The sequence below is a fragment of the Microbispora sp. H10885 genome (assembly GCF_014161415.1).
In the GTDB taxonomy this organism is placed as follows: Bacteria; Actinomycetota; Actinomycetes; order Streptosporangiales; family Streptosporangiaceae; genus Microbispora; species Microbispora triticiradicis.
In genome coordinates this window covers 170731-190058 of the sequence record NZ_JABBWY010000008.1, presented here as the reverse complement: position 1 = coordinate 190058, position 19328 = coordinate 170731, and the positions used below count along the sequence as shown (strand labels likewise).

The 19328-nt window shown below is 71.2% G+C and carries 16 protein-coding genes; 5 read left to right on the top strand and 11 right to left on the bottom strand.

Features of this window, described 5'->3' with window-relative positions; genetic code table 11:
* The first annotated feature begins 18 nt into the window (after positions 1 to 18).
* Genes HHX37_RS22250 through HHX37_RS22235 form a run of 4 tightly spaced genes read left to right on the top strand, consistent with a single transcriptional unit; the run spans position 19 to position 5379 of the window.
* Positions 19 to 1551, top strand: a complete 1533-nt coding sequence (locus HHX37_RS22250; RefSeq protein WP_182886610.1) for a GMC family oxidoreductase — start codon at positions 19 to 21, stop codon at positions 1549 to 1551.
* Complete coding sequence (locus HHX37_RS22245) at positions 1548 to 3041, top strand: aldehyde dehydrogenase family protein (protein WP_220503048.1); 1494 nt, start codon at positions 1548 to 1550, stop codon at positions 3039 to 3041. Before HHX37_RS22250 ends, HHX37_RS22245 begins: the two co-directional genes overlap by 4 nt.
* Positions 3042 to 3059: 18 nt before the next feature.
* Entirely contained in the window at positions 3060 to 4049 is a 990-nt protein-coding gene (locus HHX37_RS22240; protein WP_220499743.1) for a zinc-binding dehydrogenase, read from the top strand.
* Between the two features lie 25 nt (positions 4050 to 4074).
* A complete protein-coding gene (locus HHX37_RS22235) occupies positions 4075 to 5379 on the top strand; it encodes a flavin-containing monooxygenase (RefSeq protein ID WP_182883229.1) in 1305 nt (434 codons plus the stop codon).
* A 486-nt stretch (positions 5380 to 5865) separates the two neighbouring features.
* Here HHX37_RS22235 and HHX37_RS22230 read toward each other — a convergent pair whose 3' ends face one another.
* From HHX37_RS22230 to HHX37_RS22180, 11 genes are all read right to left on the bottom strand, one after another.
* The gene (locus HHX37_RS22230; protein ID WP_182886609.1) at positions 5866 to 7098 is read right to left on the bottom strand and encodes a cytochrome P450 family protein; all 1233 of its coding nucleotides are present in this window, start codon (positions 7096 to 7098) and stop codon (positions 5866 to 5868) included.
* 61 nt (positions 7099 to 7159) lie between these two features.
* Positions 7160 to 8458 carry an MFS transporter gene (locus HHX37_RS22225; protein WP_182886608.1) on the bottom strand — a complete coding sequence of 433 codons (1299 nt, stop codon included), beginning with the start codon at positions 8456 to 8458 and terminating at the stop codon, positions 7160 to 7162.
* Between the two features lie 152 nt (positions 8459 to 8610).
* On the bottom strand, positions 8611 to 10314 hold the full coding sequence (locus HHX37_RS22220) for an AMP-binding protein (protein ID WP_182886607.1): 1704 nt from the start codon (positions 10312 to 10314) through the stop codon (positions 8611 to 8613).
* Between the two features lie 5 nt (positions 10315 to 10319).
* The gene (locus HHX37_RS22215; protein WP_182886606.1) at positions 10320 to 11120 is read right to left on the bottom strand and encodes an enoyl-CoA hydratase/isomerase family protein; all 801 of its coding nucleotides are present in this window, start codon (positions 11118 to 11120) and stop codon (positions 10320 to 10322) included.
* Positions 11117 to 11857: an SDR family NAD(P)-dependent oxidoreductase gene (locus tag HHX37_RS22210; protein ID WP_111701112.1), complete on the bottom strand. Its 741-nt coding sequence runs from the start codon at positions 11855 to 11857 to the stop codon at positions 11117 to 11119. Before HHX37_RS22210 ends, HHX37_RS22215 begins: the two co-directional genes overlap by 4 nt.
* Positions 11854 to 12339: an iron-sulfur cluster assembly protein gene (locus tag HHX37_RS22205; RefSeq protein WP_182883225.1), complete on the bottom strand. Its 486-nt coding sequence runs from the start codon at positions 12337 to 12339 to the stop codon at positions 11854 to 11856. Before HHX37_RS22205 ends, HHX37_RS22210 begins: the two co-directional genes overlap by 4 nt.
* On the bottom strand, positions 12336 to 13436 hold the full coding sequence (locus HHX37_RS22200; RefSeq protein ID WP_182886605.1) for a Phenylacetic acid catabolic protein: 1101 nt from the start codon (positions 13434 to 13436) through the stop codon (positions 12336 to 12338). The genes HHX37_RS22205 and HHX37_RS22200 overlap by 4 nt, the downstream gene beginning before the upstream one ends.
* Entirely contained in the window at positions 13437 to 14324 is an 888-nt protein-coding gene (locus tag HHX37_RS22195; RefSeq protein ID WP_182883223.1) for a Phenylacetic acid catabolic protein, read from the bottom strand.
* A gap of 53 nt (positions 14325 to 14377) precedes the next feature.
* Positions 14378 to 15370: a 3-oxoacyl-ACP synthase III family protein gene (locus HHX37_RS22190; protein WP_182886604.1), complete on the bottom strand. Its 993-nt coding sequence runs from the start codon at positions 15368 to 15370 to the stop codon at positions 14378 to 14380.
* Complete coding sequence (locus HHX37_RS22185; RefSeq protein ID WP_182875537.1) at positions 15370 to 16428, bottom strand: ketoacyl-ACP synthase III family protein; 1059 nt, start codon at positions 16426 to 16428, stop codon at positions 15370 to 15372. Before HHX37_RS22185 ends, HHX37_RS22190 begins: the two co-directional genes overlap by 1 nt.
* A gap of 439 nt (positions 16429 to 16867) precedes the next feature.
* Entirely contained in the window at positions 16868 to 17242 is a 375-nt protein-coding gene (locus tag HHX37_RS22180; RefSeq protein ID WP_182886603.1) for a DUF488 domain-containing protein, read from the bottom strand.
* A 184-nt stretch (positions 17243 to 17426) separates the two neighbouring features.
* Here HHX37_RS22180 and HHX37_RS22175 point away from each other — a divergent pair, with 184 nt between their 5' ends.
* Positions 17427 to 19181 (top strand): glycoside hydrolase family 15 protein, encoded by a 1755-nt coding sequence (locus HHX37_RS22175; RefSeq protein ID WP_182886602.1) that lies wholly within the window; start codon positions 17427 to 17429, stop codon positions 19179 to 19181.
* Positions 19182 to 19328 lie beyond the last annotated feature (147 nt).

Here is a 19328-nt window from a genome sequence, read left to right as displayed (position 1 = left end):
GTCGACGGAGGAGTGATCATGACCTACGACGTCATCGTCATCGGCGGCGGATCCGCCGGCTGCGTCCTCGCCAACCGGCTGAGCGCGGATCCACGGCTGTCCGTCCTGCTCCTGGAGGCCGGACCCGATTTCGCGACCGTCGAGGAACTGCCGGCGGAGGTCGCCGACGCCCACTACGCGCCGTACTCCTACGACTGGGGTTATCGATCGGTCCCGGACGAGTTCGGCAACGAGGTGCCGGTCCCCCGCGGCCGGATCATCGGCGGATCCTCCTCCGTCAACGTCTGCGTGGCGATGCGCGCCCGGCCGTCCGATCACGACGCGTGGGCGGACCTGGCCGGGCCCGAATGGGGCTACCCGGAGATGCTCCCCTTCTACAAGAAGATGGAGCACTACCCGTACGGCGAGGAGAAGTTCCACGGCCTCGGCGGGCCGTACCGCATCACGCTGAGCACGGCGGCGGACCTGGGCCCGCACGTCGCGGCGATGGGAGAGGCGAGCGCACGGCTCGGATATCCGACGGTCGGCGACTTCAACGCGCCGGGCGCGCCGGGCTTCGCGCACACTCCGCTCAGCGCGGCCGACGGCCTGCGGCTGAGCACGGCCGTCGGTTACCTCAACCCGGTCCGCCAGCGGCCGAACCTGCGGGTGCGCGGCGACGCGCCGGTCGACCGGGTGCTCTTCCGGGGCACCCGGGCCTGCGGGGTCCGGCTCGCCTCCGGAGAGGAGATCGACGCCAGGCACGTCGTGCTCAGCGCCGGCGCCTACAGCACCCCGCTCATCGCCATGCGTTCCGGCGTCGGAGACCGCGCCGAGCTCGCGGCGCACGGCATCGACGTGCTGGCCGACCTCCCGGGCGTGGGGCGCAACCTCACCGAACACCCCGCCTTCTGGAACATCCACGTCGCGAAGCCGCCGCGGGACGGCGCGCGGCAGATGTTCGGCAGCGTGCTCAGCGTCGCCGCGGGACCGGGCGAGCCGGACTACGACGTGCAGATCCTGCCTTCGGCGGCGGTGCCGACCCGAAGCCTGCCCGCCATGATCGTTCCGCCGGTCGAGAACCACCCGACCGGCTGGGACATGGTCTTCTTCGTCTCCTGCGTCCAGCCCCGTTCGCGGGGCACCGTGCGGCTCGCCTCACGCGACCCGGAGGACGCGCCGATCATCGATCTCGGGCTCTACACGGTCGCCGACGACGCCGAACGGGTCGCCGACGCCGTGCGCATCGCCCGCAGGATCGCGCGCACCCAGCCGCTCGCCGACCTGCTGGTGGACGAGCGGGTGCCGGGTCCGGGCGTGAGCGACGAGGAGCTCGCGGACGCGGTCCGGCGCGCGCCGGCGCACTACAACCACGGAAGTTCCACGATGCGGATGGGTCCGCACCGTGATCCGGATGCCGTCGTCGACACCGACGGCGCCGTCTACGGCGTCGAGGGACTCACCGTCGCGGACGCCTCGGTGTTCCCGGCGATGCCGCGCGTGGCCACCAACGTTCCGACCATCGTGATCGCCGAGCGGATCGCCTCGGTGCTGAAAGAGAGGCTGTCGTGACTACGACGTTCGAAACCGCTCAGATCGTGCGGACGCGCTGGTCCTCGCAGGACGAGGCGGACCGCTTCACGGTGCACAATCCGGCGACCGGCAGGCCGCTGGCCGCCATCCAGGGTGCGGGCGCGGAGCAGGTGGACCAGGCGGTCCGCGCCGCGTACGAGGCGCACTTCGCGTGGAAGGCCCGCACCCCGCGCGAGCGCGGCAAGTGGCTGTGGAAGGTCGCCCAGGCGATCCGCGAGAACGCCGACGAGATCGCCGCGCTGGAGTCCAGCGACAACGGCAAGCCCTTCACCCAGGCGCGGAACTTCGACCTCGAAGGCGCGCCCACCATCTTCGAGATGTTCGCCGGCCTCTGCGAGGCGATCCCGAGCCAGGCGCGCGACTCGGGCAGCATGATCGACATCACGCTGCGCGAGCCCTTCGGCGTCATCGGCGCCATCATCCCGTTCAACTGGCCCCCGCTGCACACCGCCGGCAAGATCGCCCCCGCGCTCGCGGCCGGCAACGCCGTGGTCATCAAGCCGCCGGAGCAGGCGCCGCTGTCGGTGATGCGGGTCGCCGAGATCGCCCAGTCCATCCTCCCGGACGACATCGTGCACATCGTGCCCGGCACCGGTGCGGTCGGGGCGCGGCTCGCCGGACACAAGCTCGTGGGCAAGGTCTCCTTCACCGGCGCGCCCACCACGGGCCAGGCCGTGATCCGGACCGCCGCGGAGAACCTGACGCCGACTCTGCTGGAGCTCGGCGGCAAGAACGCCCTGGTGATCTTCGAAGACGCGGACCTCGACTCGGCCGTGCCGTGGGCGGTGGAAGGCGGTTACTTCAACCAGGGCGAGGCCTGCACCGCCGCCTCGCGCGTGCTGGTCCACGTCGACCGCTACGAGGAGGTCGTCCGCCGGCTCGCGGCCGCCGTGAACCGGCTGAAGGTCGGCGACGGCGCGGACGCCGGCACGCACGTCGGACCGCTCGTGACCCCGGAGCAGCGGCAGCGTGTGCTGGACTACATCGACCTCGGCGTCCGCGAAGGCGCCACGATCGCCGCCCAGGCGGCGCTGCCCGCCGACCCGGAGCTGGCGGACGGCTACTACGTCCCGCCCACGTTGTTCACCGGCGTCACCCCGGACATGCGCATCGCCACGGAGGAGATCTTCGGCCCCGTCGTCTGCGTGATCCCGTTCCGGGACGAGGCCGAGGCGGTCCGCATCGCCAACGGCACCGAGTTCGGCCTGGTCGCCGGCGTGTTCACCCGCGAAACCGAGCGCGCCATGCGGTTCAGCCGGGAGCTGCGCGTGGGCATCGTGTTCGTCAACCACTACAACCGCTCGTTCACCGGCACCCCGTTCGGCGGCGTGGGCGCCAGCGGATACGGCCGCGAGCACGCCATCGAGACGCTGCAGGAGTACAGCTACGCTCGCAGTCTGCGACTGCCCTCCGGCCGCGGTGAGATTCCGCGCTGGGCGCCGTCGCTCGAGGTCCTCACCGAAGGCTGAACCGAAATGAGCACGACGATGCGCGCAGCGGTCTGTGTCCGGGCGGGTGGCCCGGAGGTACTCGAGATCCGCGAACTGCCGATGCCTCCGGTCCGCGACGGCTGGAGCCTGGTCCGGGTGGAGGGCGCGGGTCTCAACCGATCCGAGCTGAGGACCCGTCAGGGGCATTCGCCGAACGTGAAGTTCCCGCGGGTGCTCGGGATCGAGTGCGTGGGAACGGTGGCCGACTCGACCGACGACGCGCTGCCGGTCGGCCAGACCGTCGCGGCCGTGATGGGCGAGATGGGCCGTGAGTTCGACGGCGGATACGCGGAGTACGCGCTGCTGCCGAACTCGCTGCTCATGCCGATCTCCACCACGTTGCCCTGGGACGTGCTTGCCGCGCTGCCGGAGACGTACCTGACCGCGCAGGGCTCGCTGGACGCGCTGGGCGTCGTGCCCGGCGCGCCCGGCCGCCTGCTGATCCGCGGCGGGACCTCGTCGGTCGGCATGGCGGCGGCCTCGATCGCCTCCGCCCACGGCCTCCGCACCGCGGCCACGACCCGGCGAACGGAGAAGATGGACGCCTTGAGAGCGGTCGGTGTCGACCACGTGCTCCTGGACGACGGAGGATCACTGGCGGACGTCGTGCACAGGGTCTGGCCCGAGGGCCCGGACTACGTCCTGGACCTGATCGGAACGGCCACGGTGCCGGACTCACTGAAACTGGTGCGCCGCGGCGGGACGGTGTGCGTGGCCGGCTCGCTCAGCGGCTGGCTGATCAGGGAGTTCGAACCGATCGCGATGATCCCGCCGGGTACCAGACTCACGGCCTTCCACAGCGACAGCCTCAAGGGCGCCGCCGGTGCGCCGGTGTTGCAACGGGTCGTCGGCGAGGTCGAGGCCGGCGTCTACCGGCCCAACGTCGACCGGGTCTTCGCCCTCGACGACATCGTCGAGGCGCACCGGCACATGGAGAACGACCAGGCGACCGGGAAGGTCGTCGTGCTGCCCGGGACCAAGTTCTGATTTCGCTGCGGAGAGGAATGGACGGATGGGAACGGAGTTCGCCGAGACAGTAGTGATAGGCGGCGGTCAGCAGGGATGCTCGGTCGCGGGCGCGCTCTCCCGGCTGGGCTACCAGGCGTTGGTGATCGAGCGCGGCGAGATCGGCCAGGCGTGGGCCAACGAGCGCTGGGACAGCCTGCGCGTCAACACGCCGAACAGGACGGTCGCCTTTCCCGACTGGCCGTACGACGGGGACGATCCCGAAGGGTACATGCCGGCCCGCGAGGTGGCCGGACGTCTCCGGAGCTACGTGGCCGCGATGGGCATTCAGGTCCGCGAGCACACAAGTGTCCGGATGGTCGAGTTCCCGATCGACGAGGCGCTCCACGAGGGTGCGCGCTTCCGTGTCCGCCTGGACGACGGCGACGTCGTCGAGGCCCGCAACGTCGTCGCGGCGCTGGGCGGGTACTCCTCGCCACGTGTGCCGGAGGTGGCCGCGGGCGTGGACCTCTCGGTCACCCAGCTGCACGCGCGTTACTACCGCAATCCGGAGTCCCTGCCGAGCGGCGCGGTTCTCGTCGTGGGCGCGGGGAACAGCGGCCAGCAGATCGCGGACGACCTCCGCGACGCCGGCCGGGACGTGTACCTCGCGGTCGGAGGGCACAAGACCGCGCCCCGGCGTTACCGTGGCGCGCAGATCCTCGACTGGCTGCAGCTGCTGCTGCCCGAGGGCAACCTCGAGACCGCGTCGGGTGGACGCGGTGACTCCCCCGTGCTGCCCGGCGTGTCGGTGCTCAGCGGGAAGGACGGCGGCCAGGACCTGAGCCTGCCGATCCTGGCGGCGAAGGGCGTCACGCTCGTCGGCTCCGTCCGCGGCGCGCAGGGCGGTGTGCTGGTGCTGGAGGACAACGTCCGCGCCGTGGCGCAGGCGGCCGCCCACAAGGAGAGCGAGCTGCTGAAGGCCATCGACGCGGCGATCGAGCAGCGCGGGCTGGTCGTTCCCGCGGCGGATCCCTCCCCCGAGTACGACCCCTCGCTCATCAAGGACTACGGCGGCACGCTGGACCTGGTCGCGGGCGGCATCACGACGATCATCTGGGCGACGGGCTTCGTGCCCGACTACGGAATCCTGCCCGCCGAGGCGCTCGACCAGGACGGCCTGCCGGTGCACCGCAGGGGGATGGGCACCCTGCCGGGCCTGTACTACGCGGGCCTGCCCGAGGCCGGGTCGGTGATGCCGCTGCTCATCGCCGCCACACGCAACCAGGCCGAGCGCGTCGCCCGGCACATCCAGATGGACAACACCCTGCGCCACCGCTCGCCCATGGCGATCGGCGGGCTGTGGACCTGACGTATCGGCAGAGCGACGAGGGTGAACGAGGCGGCGATCGACCAGATCGCCGCCTCGTTCGCGTTCCCGTCCAAGCCTCGCGTTCCCGCCCCATGCTCCCGCCGACACCCCGCGCTCCCTGCCCGAAGCCTCGCGTTCCCGCCGACGCCCCACGCTCCCGCTGACGCCTCTCGTCCCCGGCAGGAAACCCCCGGCCTCCCAGCGCTGGTCCGCCGCCGAGCTCTCCGCACGGACCGCGCCGACGCCGACAGGTCTCCCCATCCGGGACCGGGTCCGCGTTCCTCTGCCACTGTGCGGGTGCCACTGCGCGGGTGCCAGTGCGCCGGCCCCGCTTCCCCACGGCTTCGGCGCACTGCCGGGCACGAGGCCGGGCTTCCCAGGCGGTGGGCCGGCGGTGAGGCCGGGGACGTCCTCGGACCGGCCGGCCGACGGCATGACTGTGCCGCCGGAGGCGCGGTGCGCCTCCGGCGGCCGGAGTCCGTGCGGTCACGCGGGGTGGGGGACGACCTCCAGGCCCACGGGGCCGTTGATCATGAACGAGGTCAGGCGGGCGGGCTGCTCTCCGGGGTGGGCGAGGGTGAGATCGGGCAGCTCGTTGAACAGCGTGGTCAGGGCGACCTCCGCTTCCAGGCGGGCGAGGTGCGCGCCGAGGCAGAAGTGGGGGCCGTGGCCGAACGCGAGGTGTTCCTTGCCGGCCCGTGTGGGGTCGAAGCGTTCCGGGCAGTGCGGGTGAAGCTCCGGGTCGCGGCCGGCGGCGGCGAATCCGATGGTGATCGCGTCGCCCTTGCGGATGACGACGCCCTCACCGAGGTCGATGTCCTCCAGCGCGGAGCGCATGGGCATGTGCATGACCGGCCCCTCGATGCGCAGCGTCTCCTCGATGACGTCCTGCCAGCCGATGGCGCCCTCGTGGATCCGGGTGAGGTACTCGGGATGGGTGAGCAGTGCCTGGACGGCGCTGGTGATGAGGTTGACGGTGGTCTCGTGACCCGCGCCGATCATGAGGAAGAGGGTGCCGAGCAGCTCGGCCTCGGACATCGGCTCCGCGCCGGGCTCGGCCGGCAGGAGCAGGTCGCTGGTCAGATCGTCGGCTGGATGTTCCCTCTTGTACCGCAGCAGCTCGCCGAGCCGGTCGTACAGCGCGGTGTGGGCGGCCACCGCCTCTTCCGCGTCGAGCGAGGAGTTCAGCGCCCCGTCGATTCCGCTGCCGATCCCCGCGCGCATGTGTTCGGGGACGCCGAACAGGTCGCAGATGACGGTGATGGTCAGCGGCAGCGCCAGGGCGTGGCGCACGTCGGCGGTGGCCCCGGGGGGCAGCGCGGCCAGCGCCTTGACCAGGCGGTCCGCGGTCGCCTGGACCCGCGGGCGCATCCGTTCGACCTGCCGCGGCGAGAACGAGGGGGCGACGCGGCGCCGGGACCTGCGGTGCTCCTCTCCGTAGAAGTTGAAGAAGCTCTCCTGCATGGTGAGCGCGGCGAGCGACCAGCCCTCGGGCACGTCGGCCAAGCCGGGCCAGTGCCGGCGGGAGTCGCGCGAGACGCGCGGGTCGTTCGTGAGCGCCTGGATGACGCTGTGCCGGGTGATCGCCCAGGCGCGGACGGGGCCGGGAAGCTCCACCAGCACCGCCGGCCCTTCGGCGCGTAACGCGGCGGCCTCGGCGTGCACCGAAGCGCCTGTGGGATCGAGAACGGGACATCTGGGAGCGGACAAGGACGACATGCGGTACTCCCTCACTGGAGATTGCACGGAGACCTCCACCGGTTCCGCCTGATGCGTGGAATCAGCTTCTGGCGGTCGTGAGGCCGGGGGACGTGGCGGTCGCAGGTGGTGGTACGGCGGCACGCCGTACGGCCGTGCTGCCGGAGCGTTCCCGCAGGAACGCCGAAGCGGCCAGAGCGATCACGCCGGCGGCTGCCATGTAGACGGCGATCGGCGTCCAGCTGTGGAACCTGTCGAGCAGCGCCGCGGCGATGATCGGGCTGACGGCGCCGCCGAGCAGCCCGCCCACGTTGTAGCTGATGGACATGCCGGAATACCGCACGACCGTGGGGAACAGCCGGGCGCAGAACGCCCCCTGCACTCCGTAGCTCGCGGCGAACCCGGTGAACAGCAGCAGGAAACCGAGAGCCATCAGAGGGAAGGACCTGGTGTCCAGCAAGGGGAACCAGGCGAACGGCGCCACCGTCATGGCGACGACGCCGCCGACGAAGACCGCCTTGCGGTTGAAGAGATCACTGAGCCAGCCGAAGAACGGCATGGCGACGATCAGGAAGACGCACGACGCGACGAGCAGCACCAGCATGACGGGCCGGCCCACACCGATGGCCGCGCCGTATTTGAGCGAGAACACCGACCCGAGGTAGAACACCAGGAACATGGGAAGCATCGACAGCGACGCGCCAAGAGTGATCAGACCGTACCGTGACAGAACGTCGATCGCCGGCCGGTTCCTGACGGCGCCCTCGGCCTTCGACCGCTCGAACTCGGGGGTTTCCGCGAGCCGCGTCCGGACGTGGAGGGCGACACCCACGAGCACGGCGCTGAAGATGAACGGCAGTCGCCATCCCCACGACAGCACCTGCCGGTCCGGCAACGCGGTGACGAGGAGGAGCGCGCCGTTGGCCAGCAGCAGTCCCCAGGCGTTGCCGGTGCCGACGACGGCGGTGAGGAAGCCCCGCCTGTTCGGCTGAGCGCTCTCCAGCGCCATCAGGAACCCGCCGCTCGACTCTCCGCCGAGGGAGCATCCCTGGATGAACCGGAGGACGCTCAGCAATATCGGGGCGGCGACGCCGATGGTGGCGTAGGTGGGCAGCAGGCCGATCAGGACCGTCGCGCCGCCCATCATGACAAGCGTGGTGACCAGCGTCGCCTTGCGGCCGATCCGATCTCCGAAGTGCCCGAACACGAAGGCACCGAGCGGCCGTCCCGCGAAGGCGACCGCGAACGTCGACAGGGACAGCAGGGTGCCGGTGGCGGGGTCGAACGAAGGGAAGAACAGTTTGTTGAAGTAGAGCGTCGAGAACGTGCCGTAGACGAGGAACTCATAGCATTCGATGCTGTTCCCGATGAGGCTGCTCAACACGGCTCGTCTGCGTTGACCCCTGCTTATGATGACGGCATTCATTTCGTCTCCGGGGAGTAGTCGGCCCGGGCGGGCGAGCTGTGCGGGGGAACGCGCGCCCGTCGCACAGCCCGCTCACGTCGCGGGGGGCTGGGAGTGTCAGACACGACCTAGTTCTGGAAGTCCTCCTCCCACCACTCCTGCGCCGACCGCGAACTCCGCTGTTCCTCCCGCCGCCGCAGCTCGGTGCGCTGGATCTTGCCGGTGACGGTCTTGGGCAGTTCGGCGAACTCGATGCGGCGGATCCGCTTGTAGGGCGCGAGCTGGTCGCGGGCGTGGGCGAGGATGAGCTGTGCGGTCTCGGCCTCCGGCCGGTAGCCGGCGGCGAGCGCCACGTACGCCTTGGGCACGGCCAGTCGCAGCGGTTCGGGTGAGGGCACCACGGCGGCGTCGGCGACGGCCGGATGCCGCAGCAGCACGCTCTCCAGCTCGAAGGGGGAGATCCGGTAGTCGGACGCCTTGAAGAGGTCGTCGCCCCGCCCGGTGTAGCGGAAGAGGCCGTCGGCGTCCCGGGTGGCGATGTCGCCGGTGTGGTAGTAGCCGCCGCGCGTGCAGTATGCGGTCGCCTCGGAGTTGCCCAGATATCCGCTCATCAGGCCGAGCGGGCGGCTGGCCAGCGGCAGGCAGATCTCGCCCTCTCCGGGGCCGTCCGGGATGGGAACGCCGGTGGTCGGGTCCAGCAGCGCCACCTCGTAGCCCGGCAGCGCCCAGCCCAGCGCCCCGTCGACGCTCTCCATGCCCGGCGGAGTCCCGATCTGGGCGGTGGTCTCGGTCTGCCCGTAGCCGTCCCGTACCGTCACCCCCCACGCCTCGCGGACGCGGCGCACCACCTCCCCGTTCAGCGGTTCCCCGGCGGCCACCGCCTCGCGCAGCGAGATCGGCCACTGCGTGAGGTCCTCCTGGAGCAGGCTTCGCCAGACGGTGGGCGGCGCGCAGAAGGTGGTCACGGCGTAGCGCGACATCATTTCGAGCAGCGGACGCGCGGCGAACCTCGGCTGGTTGACGACCATGACCGTCGCCTGCGCGTTCCAGGGGGCGAACAGGTTGCTCCAGGCGTGCTTTCCCCACCCGGGCGAGGAGATGTTGAGGTGCACGTCGCCCGGCCGGATGCCGATCCAGTACATGGTGGACAGGTGGCCGATCGGATAGCTCACGCTCGTGTGCCCGACCAGCTTGGGACGGTTGGTCGAACCCGAGGTGAAGTAGATGAGCGACGGCTCCTCGGGCCGGGTCCGCACCGCCTCCCGGAGCGGCTCGGCGGCATAGGCCCCCTGGTAGTCCAGCCAGCCCGGCACCGGGCCGCCGACGGCGATGCACGTGCGTCCGCCGCTCAGACGTGCCAGCTTGGGGGTGAGACCGGCCTCGGCGACGACGTGCCCCACGCCACCGCGTTCCAGCCGGTCGGCCAGGTCGTCGGGCGTGAGCTGGACGGACGCGGGGATCACGGCGCAGCCCAGACGGAACGCGGCCAGCAGGCACTCCCACAGTTCCACCCGGTTGGGGAGCATCAGCAGCATGCGGTCACCCCGCCGTACGCCGGCCGCCCGCAGCCACCGGGCGACCCGCTGGGAGCGCTCGGCCAGCTCGGCGAAACTCAGCGCGGTGTCGGCGACGACCTCTCCCCGCTGGTCGAGGTCGACCACGCGCAGCGCGATGGCGTCGTTCCCCTGGGCGATCACATCGAACCAGTCCGCGACCCAGCTGAAATCCTGTCCCACCTCGGGCCTGGGGAAGGCCCGGGCGCGCGGCAGGTCCCCGTAGGAGGACAGCAGGTGGTCGCGGGCGCGTTGGAACTCGACGGTCGCTGGATTCATGGTGACTACCTCCCGGTGAAGCGTGCGCGGCCAGGGCCTTCGGTGATGAACCCCTGCATGCCGCTCGTACGGTCCTGGGTGCCGAACAGTCCGGCGAACACCGACCGTTCGATGGCGAGCCCGGCGGCCAGATCGGTCGCCAGGCCCGCGTCTATGGCGGTCTTCGCCGCGTGGAGGGCCAGCGCCGGGCCTGTCTCGAAGCGCCGCGCCCAGCGCAGTGCGCTGTCCAGTACCTGGTCGGTCGGTACGACCTGGTCCACCAGGCCGATCTCCAGCGCCTCCTTCGCGCCCACCTGGCGCCCGCTGAAGATCAGCTCCTTGGCCCTCGCCGGACCGATCAGCCGGGGCAGCCGCTGGGTGCCGCCCGCTCCGGGGATGACGCCGAGCAGGACTTCGGGGAGCCCGAGCCGCGCCTCGCTGCCGCAGATGCGCGCGTCGGCGGTCAGGGCCAGCTCACAGCCGCCGCCGAGAGCGGGCCCGTTGATCGCGGCCACCACCGGCTTGGGGATGGCGGCGACCGCGTCGAAGGCCGCCTGGAGCACCGCCGCGTGCCCGACCATCTCGGCGTGCGTCATCGCGGCCATCTCCTTGATGTCGGCCCCCGCCGAGAAGACCGTGGGCCCGCCGTACACGACCACCGCGCGGACCCGCTCGTCGGTCGCGGCCCGCGCGGCGGCGAGGCGCAACGCGGCCTGCGCCGCACGGTCGAGCACGTTGAGCGGCGGCCGGTCGAGACGGATGACGCCCACCGCGCCGTCGACGTCCAGCCGCACGGCGGGGTGCTCGACCTCGGGAGTGAACGTCATGACCACAGCAGGCCTCCGTTCACTTCCAGCACGTGGCCGTTGACGTAGCAGGACTCGGGTCCGGCCAGGAAGACCGCCGCGTCGGCGGCTTCGTCCGCGTGGCCGGGCCGGCCGAGCGCCAGCCTGGTCTTGTAGCGCGACCAGATCCGGTCGTTGCCGGTGAGCTGCTGGCCCATCCCCTCGTCGAGGATTCCCGGGGCCAGGGAGTTGACGAGGATGCCGCGTGGGGCGAGCTCGATCGCGCTGACCCTGGTGAACATCTCCACCGCGGCTTTGGTGGCGCAGTATCCGGCGGCGCCGATCGCGACCCGGGTCGCCATGCTGGACGAGACGTTGACGATCCGGCCGGCGCCGCTGCGCTCCAGGTGGGGGACGGCGGCCCTGGTGCAGAGGAAGACCCCGGTCAGGTTGGTGGTCACCATGTCCTGCCAGTCGGCCACCGGCAGCCGGTCCACCCGCCCGTCCCGGCTCACGCCGGCGTTGGCCACCAGGATGTCGATGCCGCCGAAGCGTTCGACGGTCTCGTCCATCAGCGCGGCGACCGACTCGTCGCTGGTGACGTCCACGGGGACGTAGGCGCAGCGGCCGGGTGCGAGGTCGAGGACCTCCTTGATGTCGTAGGGGTTGCGGGCGGCGCAGACCACCCGCGCGCCCTCCTGCAGGTAGCGTTCCGCGATCGCCCGGCCGAGGCCCCGGGAGCCCCCGGTTATCACGGCGGTCTTTCCGCTGAGTCTCATCGTGACCCTCCTCTCACGGGGGTGGGGAGCATGGCGTTGCAGCCGGCCGTGCCGATCACATCGAAGGTCGAGCCGCAGCCGCGGCAGTCGTAGGGGACCTTGCACACCGCTCCGCCGAAGCGGCCGGCCTGCTCGACGTCCTCGCTGTCGCAGTAGGGGCACCTGGGAGCGGTGCCCGCCACGCGATAGCCGCCCCTGCGCAGCGCGTCCCGGCCGGCGACGGTCACCGCCGCGGGCTGCCACGCGCCGCGCTCCCACACGACCTCGATCCCGTGCCCCGGTGCCGCCTCGGCGAGCGCGGCCCGCACCCGCCGGGCGATCTCACCGACGGCGGGACAGCTGAGCCGGGTGGGGGTCAGGTGGACGCGGATCCGGCCGTCGGTCAGCGACACCGAGCGCAGCACTCCGAGGTCGCGCAGGCCCACGTCGATCTCCGGATCGCTCACGCCGGCGACCACGTCGGCGAGCTGGTCGGCGTTCAACTGAACACCCCCGGGGCGTAGTGGTCACGGATCGCGCGACCACGGGAAAGGGAGTCGGCCAGTGCGCTCCCGCCCACGCCCCAGGTCCGCGTCCGCGGGCCGTCCGGCAGGCGCGATCCGGGTCCGCCGTTGTCGCCGACCAGCGCGGCGAGACGCTCGTGCAGTGTCACGGCCAGAGCCGGACCGGCGGGCGGCGCGGCCGCCGGAGCTCCCTGTCCCTGCGACTGCGGCCGGGCACCGAACATGTCGCCGGCGCGCTCGGTCACTTCGGCGTAGGCACGCGCGAACTCCGTCCGGGTCTCGGGCCAGGCGGCCAGCGCCCGCGCCCACCGCCGCCAGTGGTCCAGGTGGACCAGTTGCTCATCGCGAATGGCGCTGATCGCGGGCAGCCACTCCGCGCCGGGCTCGGCCTCCGCGGTCTGCTCGGCGAGTACGGCGACGGCCGCTGCGATCACAAGGCCGCCGGCCACCAGGGACGGCCAGTCGGTGAGCCGCTCGACGACGCGCGACACCTGCCACTGCGCCTGCGCCCGGTCGAAGAACCGGGCATCCACAGCAGGCTGGTCGAAGCCGCACAGCACCAGGATCGTCCCGGCGTGCGCCAGCGCCTCCTGCCCGATGGAGCCGACCGCCAGCGCCTCCTCCAGGTCGATGTAGTCGACGATGCGTTCGCCCAGCCGGTTGCCCAGGACGAACAGGTCGTCGGCGAGCGCCAGCCACAGGTCGGTGAGCCCGGGCTCGCGTGCGTCGTCGCGGCGCTCGGTCAGACCGCTGTCGCGGCGTTCCGGCGGGGCGGCGGCAGGTGGGGCGGCGGAGCGGTCGCGGCGGCGTGCGGTGGGGAAGCCGGGCTGGCGGTACGGCATCCGGGTCTTGGCGGCGAGCAGGTCGCGGTCGCCCGCGCTGGAGACGATCATGTCGGTGCGGCGGACCACCCAGAGTTTGACGAGGTCGTCGCGGCGCCCGTAGGTCTCCTTGGCCAGGTGCCAGGCGGCGTCCGGGCGCGGCGAGACGATGGAGCCGACATGGTTGAGAGCCGTGCCGTGGCCGCTCTGCGCGAACACCTCGTAGACGTCGGAGTCGGTCGGGATGTGCGGCATTCACGCCACCCCCTGCAGCGCGCGCCGGTACGGCGCGTTGCGCTCCAGGGCGCTGCGCACCCAGTCCAGCCGCCGCTGCGACGACGGCCCGCCGTTCGCGATGACCTTCTTCACCTGGGCCCAGTCGGGCATCTCGAACTCCCACTGGCCCGAGGGCGCCTGACGGACCAACGATGGGTCCACGTGCAGACCGAGCTTCCGGACCACCGGGATGATCTTGTTGAGCCAGGCCTGGCGTACCTCGTCGTTGCCGTCCGGCTTGAGGCCGACCTGCCACATCCGGTTGGTGTGCAGGGTGTCGGTGTCGGGCGGCCCGAGGTAGGCCAGGATCCGCGGCAGCCACAGCTCGAACCCCTCCTGCACCCGGCGGCGCTGCTCGGCGTCACCGTGCGTCAGGATCTCGTGGGTCAGGTCCAGGGCGTGCTGGTAGTGGAAGGACTCCTCGCGCTCGACCTTGCGCAGCGCCCGGGCGTACGGCAGGTACACGCCCTTCGCCAGGGACTGGAACTGCGTGATCGCGGCCGAGTTCGTCAGGAGCAGCCCGGGGCCGACCTCCTCCCAGGTCGCGAAGGAGTAATGGAAGATGTTGTGGATCCGCGTACGGCCCTCCAGGTAGTCGAGGAGGATCCGCTCACGCGGCATGCCCAGGTCCTCGGCGACGCGTGCGACCACGTGCCCGTGACCGACCTCGTCCTGGATCTTGGCCATGAGCATCTGCCGCCTGGTGTGGCTGGGGGCGCGGTCCAGCCACTCGACGTACTGCAGCACGCCCACCAGCTCGTTGAGCGCCTGTACGGCGGCGAACCGCCTGGCGCCCTCCCGCACCTCGTCAGGCATCGGATCCCACAGCTCGTAGCAGCGGTGCCCCGCCGCGGTCGCCATCGGCATATCTCTCTCCTTTTCGCAGCGCTTGCCCGGTTTCCGGCGGAGGTCCGGCGGGCTCAGTACCAGCGGACGACGACGGCTCCAGCGGTCATGCCGCCGCCCACACCGGCCAGCACCAGGAGCTCGCCGCGCCGGAAGGGACGGCGTTCGTGCTCCGTGCGGAGGGTGAGCGGGATGGAGGCCGCGGCGGTGTTGCCGAACCGCGGTGCGGTGAGCGGTACCCGGGAGGGGTCGACGCCCAGCTCGCGGTAGCACTCCTCGACCATGCGGGTGTTGGCCTGGTGCAGGATGAGGCGGTCCACGTCCTCCAGCCGCAGCCCGGCCGAGTCGAGCGCCTCGCCGATCACCTTGGGAAGGGTGCGCATCGCGTACTCGCGTACGGGACGGCCCTTCATCCGGAACAGGTGCTCCCCCGCCTCCCGGGCCTGAGCGTCCAGCGGCCGGCGGGTGCCGCCGGCGGTCACCTCGACCAGATCGCGGTACTCGCCGTGGGTGACCAGCCGCCAGTCCAGGACGCCGTACCCCTCGGGCACGGAACCGAGCAGCACCGCCCCGGCCCCGTCGCCGAACAGGCTGACGGTGCGCCGGTCGGCGGAGTCCATCAGCGAGGAGTAGACGTCCGCGCCGACCACCAGGGCGTACTCGCCGCCCTGCCCGGACAGCCGCGCCGACATCATCGAGTCGGCGACCGCCAGTGCGTAGAGGAAGCCGGAGCACACCGCGTTGACGTCGAACGCCGGGAAACCGGACAGCCCGAGCTTGTCCTGCAGAATCGCTCCGGTGGAGGGCTGCGGCTGGTCGGGCGTCGAGGTGCCCACGATGATCAGCCCGAGCCGATCCGCCGCCCCGGGGCGTACGGCCAGCGCCTCACGGGCGGCGTTCAACGCGAGGTCGGAGGTGGCGGTGCCCGGCTCGCGGTACCTGCGTTCCAGAATGCCGGTCCGCTCGACGATCCAGTTCTCGTCCACGCCGGCCCACTCGGCGACCTGCGCGTTGGCGACGACCACCGGCGGAACGTGACCGCCCAGGCCGAGGAGCCCCAGAGCCATCAGACGTCCCCTTCCGGTATCCGCTCCTCCGGCACCTGCACGACGGCGCAGGCCCAGGTCCAGGCCGCCCCGCCGCTGATCACCAGCGCGAAGTCGCCCGGTTCGAGCGGCATCTGGTCCCGCAGGTCGGCCAGGTTCGCGAGGAAGTCCCCGCAGCCCATGTGGCCGGTGACCGCGCCGAACCACAGCGCCTCGGCCTTCAGCACCTCGTCCAGCACCGGCATGTAGATGCCGTCCAGCAGGCCCGTTCCGAGCCTCGGCAGCGCGATGTACTTGATCCGGGGATCGTCGAGCCGCAGCCCCGCGTCGTGCACGCTGTCCACGATCACCTTGCGGATCGACCGGCTGGCGATCTCGGTGAACTTCTCCTTGCCGTGCACCGCCATATAGGACTTCTTCGGACGGCGCAGGTCGATGTACTCGTTGTGCCACAAGGGCGTGGGGCTGAAGTCGTCGCCGTGCCGGAGCATCAGCTCGAGTTCGGCGGCGGTCTCGGTGGCCATGGACACGAGCGCGTAGTCGTCGGGTCCCGCGTCGCCGTGGTGCAGCAGCACCGCGGACCCCGCGTCACCGAAGCCCAAGCCGTAGTCGCAGGCCCAGCGGTCGAAACCGGGCGGCAGGAAGCGGTCTCCGGTGGTGATGAGCGCGGCGCCGAGCCCGGGGTCGGCGGCCAGGTGCATCGCGGCCACCTGGAGGGCCATCGCGCCGCCGTTGCAGCCCTGCTGGACGGCGTACGACAGGGCGTCGGGAGTGCCCAGCTCGTTCGCCACATAGTGCGGTGGCGACCACATGTCGTGTCCCTGGTGGTAGATCCAGGTGTGCAGCACGAGGCCCACCTTGGACGGGCTCCAGCCCGCCCGGCTGATCGCGTCGCGGGCGGCGGCCACCGCCATCTCGGGGCCGGACCACTGGGCCGAGACCGGCAGCTGGGTGAGTCCGAGCCGCTCGACGTCCGAGGCGGCCAGCTTGCCCGCCGTGACGGCGTCCTCGACGGTCTCGTGGTCCGGCGGGAGCCACGAGGTGGCGGTCTTGATCCGCAGATTGTTTCCGAATTTCATCAGGTTCCTTCGAAAGCTCGGGATCCGTGGGGTGATCGGGGGTTTTCGGGCAGGCGGACGCCGGGGGCTGGCCGGCGGTTCGTCTGGCCGGGGGATGTGGGCGCGCCGTGCCTGACGGAGCGCGGTGTGCGCGGTCGTTCACCACTTGGGAGCTGACACTGGTGCCCTGAGTCACCGGTGGTTTCTCGCTCACTATCGCATACCTTCGCGTAGGTATGTAACTTTGCGAACGGCGTCACCCGGGAGCGACAGGCGGCCTACGCTGGCCTGACATGCCCCACTGGCCTCGGAAGTGTGTAACTGGGGGACATCCTCACTTGCACAAGGAGGAGCCATGCCGTCTCAGCCACGAAATACCTGTCGGATGGTATTTTTTGCGTCGTGGCGGTTAACAGGGCACGGGCACCGGTCCGGTACGCCGTGCTCCCGGGCGATCGCGTCAGGCCCTGGAGTTCCCGGGGTCGGTCAGCCACTCGGCGAGCACGGCGGCCTGGCTGTGTTCGACGTCGCGGGTGGCGGTCAGCAGCGTCAGCCTGTCGTGGCCGGCGAGGTCCCGCAGATGGTCCACGGCCTGCCGCCGTTCGGGCTCGCGCAGCTCGGCGAGGTAGCGCCGGCGGAACTCGGCGAAGCGGCCGGGCTCGTGGCCGTACCAGCGGCGCAGTTCGGCGGAGGGGGCGACGTCACGCAGCCACTCGTCGAGGTGCGCGTCCGCCTTGCGCATCCCCCGAGGCCAGACGCGGTCGACGAGCACCCTTCTGCCGTCCTCGGGTGAGGACTCCTCGTAGATCCTGCGGTAGGTGATGTCCTTGGTCATGGCAGTGCTCCCCGGCCGGCCGGCACCCATATGAGTCAGTTGACGTCGCGACGGGATCGTCTTGCAACCAGGCCGCGGACCCGCACTGTTCACGAAGACATGACGTCCGGTGGCACAGGCCCTCGCACGAGGACGAGGACACGCCCGGAGGGTGACGCGCCACCCGGCGAGTAGCGTGGTCCACATGCGGATCGAGGACTACGCCCTCATCGGGGACACGCAGTCGGCCGCTCTCGTCGGTCGCGACGGATCGATCGACTGGCTCTGCCTTCCCCGGTTCGACTCCCCCGCATGCTTCGCCAAGCTCCTCGGTGACGAGTCCAACGGGTTCTGGCGGCTGGCCCCCACCGGGCACGAGATGGCGACGCGGCGCGCGTACGCCGGCGACACGCTGATCCTCGAGACCGTGTGGGAGACCTCCACGGGGACCGTCAAGGTCATCGACTTCATGCCTCCCCGGCACGCCAACCCCGCCCTGGTCCGGATCGTGGAGGGCGTGTCCGGGACGGTGCACATGACCACGGAGATCAGCATCCGGTTCGACTACGGCAGCATCGTCCCCTGGGCCCGCCGCCTGGGCGGCCGCCTCCACGCCATCGGCGGGCCCGACTCCGTCTGGATCGACACTCCCGTCCACCTGAAGGGCAGCGGCGGCCGGCACACCGGCGTCTTCACGATCGCCGCGGGGCAACGCCGGTCGTTCGTGTTCACGTGGCACCCCTCGCACCAGCCGGAACCCGGCATCATCGATCCCGGCGAGCAGTTCGTCGAGACCAGCCGGTTCTGGAAGGAGTGGGCCTCCCGCTGCTGGCTCCCGGGCCGCTGCCGCGCCACCGTGATCCGCTCCCTCATCACGCTCAAGGCGCTCACCTACAGCCCGACCGGCGGCGTCGTGGCGGCTCCCACCACGTCACTGCCCGAGCATCTCGGCGGGGTACGCAACTGGGACTACCGATTCTGCTGGCTGCGCGACGCCGCGATGACACTCGACGCCCTGACCGAGTCCGGATACGTCACCGAGGCCGGCGCCTGGCTCGACTGGCTGCTCCGCGCCATCGCGGGCCGCCCGGAGGACCTCCAGATCATGTACGGCGTGGCGGGCGAACGGCGCCTGCCGGAGCAGACGCTCGACTGGCTTCCCGGGTTCGAGGGCTCCCGGCCGGTGCGGATCGGCAACGGCGCGGCCGGCCAGCTTCAGCTCGACGTCTACGGCGAGGTCCTCAACTGCTTCTACCGGGCCCGCAAGCTGGGGATGCCGCCGCACGACTACGCCTGGACCATCGTCTGCCGGTTGATGGACTTCCTGGAGCGCTGCTGGACCCAGCCCGACGAGGGCCTGTGGGAGGTCCGCGGCCCGCGGCGGCACTTCGTCCATTCCAAGGTCATGGCGTGGGTGGCGGCCGACCGGCAGGTCCGGGCGATCGAGGAGCTGGGCCACACCGGTCCCCTCAGGCGCTGGCGGGCCATGCGGGACCGGATCCACGCCGAGGTCTGCGACAGGGGCTTCGATCCCGGACGCGGCACGTTCACCCAGTCGTACGGCTCTCGCGAACTCGACGCGGCGCTGCTCCTCATCCCGATCGTCGGCTTCCTGCCCGCCGAGGACCCCCGGGTCGTCGGCACGATCGACGCGATCGAACGCGAGCTGATGACCGACTGCTTCGTGCTGCGTTATCCGGTCTCCGAGGGCAAGGAGATCGACGGCCTGCCCGGAGCCGAGGGCGCCTTCCTCGCCTGCAGCTTCTGGCTGGCCGAAGCGCTCGACCTCGTCGGCCGCAAGGACGAGGCCGTGGACCTGTTCGAGCGGTTGCTGGCCCTCACCAACGACGTGGGCCTGCTCCCCGAGGAGTACGACCCCGTCCAGGGGCGTCATCTGGGCAACTTCCCTCAGGCGTTCACCCACCTCCACCTGATCCACACGGCCCTCGCGCTCTGCTGACACCGCCCGGAACGTTGACCAGCCGGTGCTCGGCAGACGTCTACAGAACCATCGGCGACGTCGGTACCGGATTTGGTCGTGCAGATAAGCCGTATAAGGCCACGCCCTCGCAAGAGAATACCGATCGCACGACCGGCCATCCCTGAT

What these genes read in the sequence shown, in the direction of transcription:
- HHX37_RS22250 (WP_182886610.1), top strand. Translation starts at nt 19, where the DNA reads ATGACCTACGACGTCATCGTCATCGGCGGCGGATCCGCCGGCTGCGTC.
- HHX37_RS22240 (WP_220499743.1), top strand. Translation starts at nt 3,060, where the DNA reads ATGCGCGCAGCGGTCTGTGTCCGGGCGGGTGGCCCGGAGGTACTCGAG.
- HHX37_RS22235 (WP_182883229.1), top strand. Translation starts at nt 4,075, where the DNA reads ATGGGAACGGAGTTCGCCGAGACAGTAGTGATAGGCGGCGGTCAGCAG.
- HHX37_RS22230 (WP_182886609.1), bottom strand. Translation starts at nt 7,098, where the DNA reads ATGTCGTCCTTGTCCGCTCCCAGATGTCCCGTTCTCGATCCCACAGGC.
- HHX37_RS22220 (WP_182886607.1), bottom strand. Translation starts at nt 10,314, where the DNA reads ATGAATCCAGCGACCGTCGAGTTCCAACGCGCCCGCGACCACCTGCTG.
- HHX37_RS22215 (WP_182886606.1), bottom strand. Translation starts at nt 11,120, where the DNA reads ATGACGTTCACTCCCGAGGTCGAGCACCCCGCCGTGCGGCTGGACGTC.
- HHX37_RS22210 (WP_111701112.1), bottom strand. Translation starts at nt 11,857, where the DNA reads ATGAGACTCAGCGGAAAGACCGCCGTGATAACCGGGGGCTCCCGGGGC.
- HHX37_RS22200 (WP_182886605.1), bottom strand. Translation starts at nt 13,436, where the DNA reads ATGCCGCACATCCCGACCGACTCCGACGTCTACGAGGTGTTCGCGCAG.
- HHX37_RS22195 (WP_182883223.1), bottom strand. Translation starts at nt 14,324, where the DNA reads ATGCCGATGGCGACCGCGGCGGGGCACCGCTGCTACGAGCTGTGGGAT.
- HHX37_RS22190 (WP_182886604.1), bottom strand. Translation starts at nt 15,370, where the DNA reads ATGGCTCTGGGGCTCCTCGGCCTGGGCGGTCACGTTCCGCCGGTGGTC.
- HHX37_RS22185 (WP_182875537.1), bottom strand. Translation starts at nt 16,428, where the DNA reads ATGAAATTCGGAAACAATCTGCGGATCAAGACCGCCACCTCGTGGCTC.
- HHX37_RS22180 (WP_182886603.1), bottom strand. Translation starts at nt 17,242, where the DNA reads ATGACCAAGGACATCACCTACCGCAGGATCTACGAGGAGTCCTCACCC.
- HHX37_RS22175 (WP_182886602.1), top strand. Translation starts at nt 17,427, where the DNA reads ATGCGGATCGAGGACTACGCCCTCATCGGGGACACGCAGTCGGCCGCT.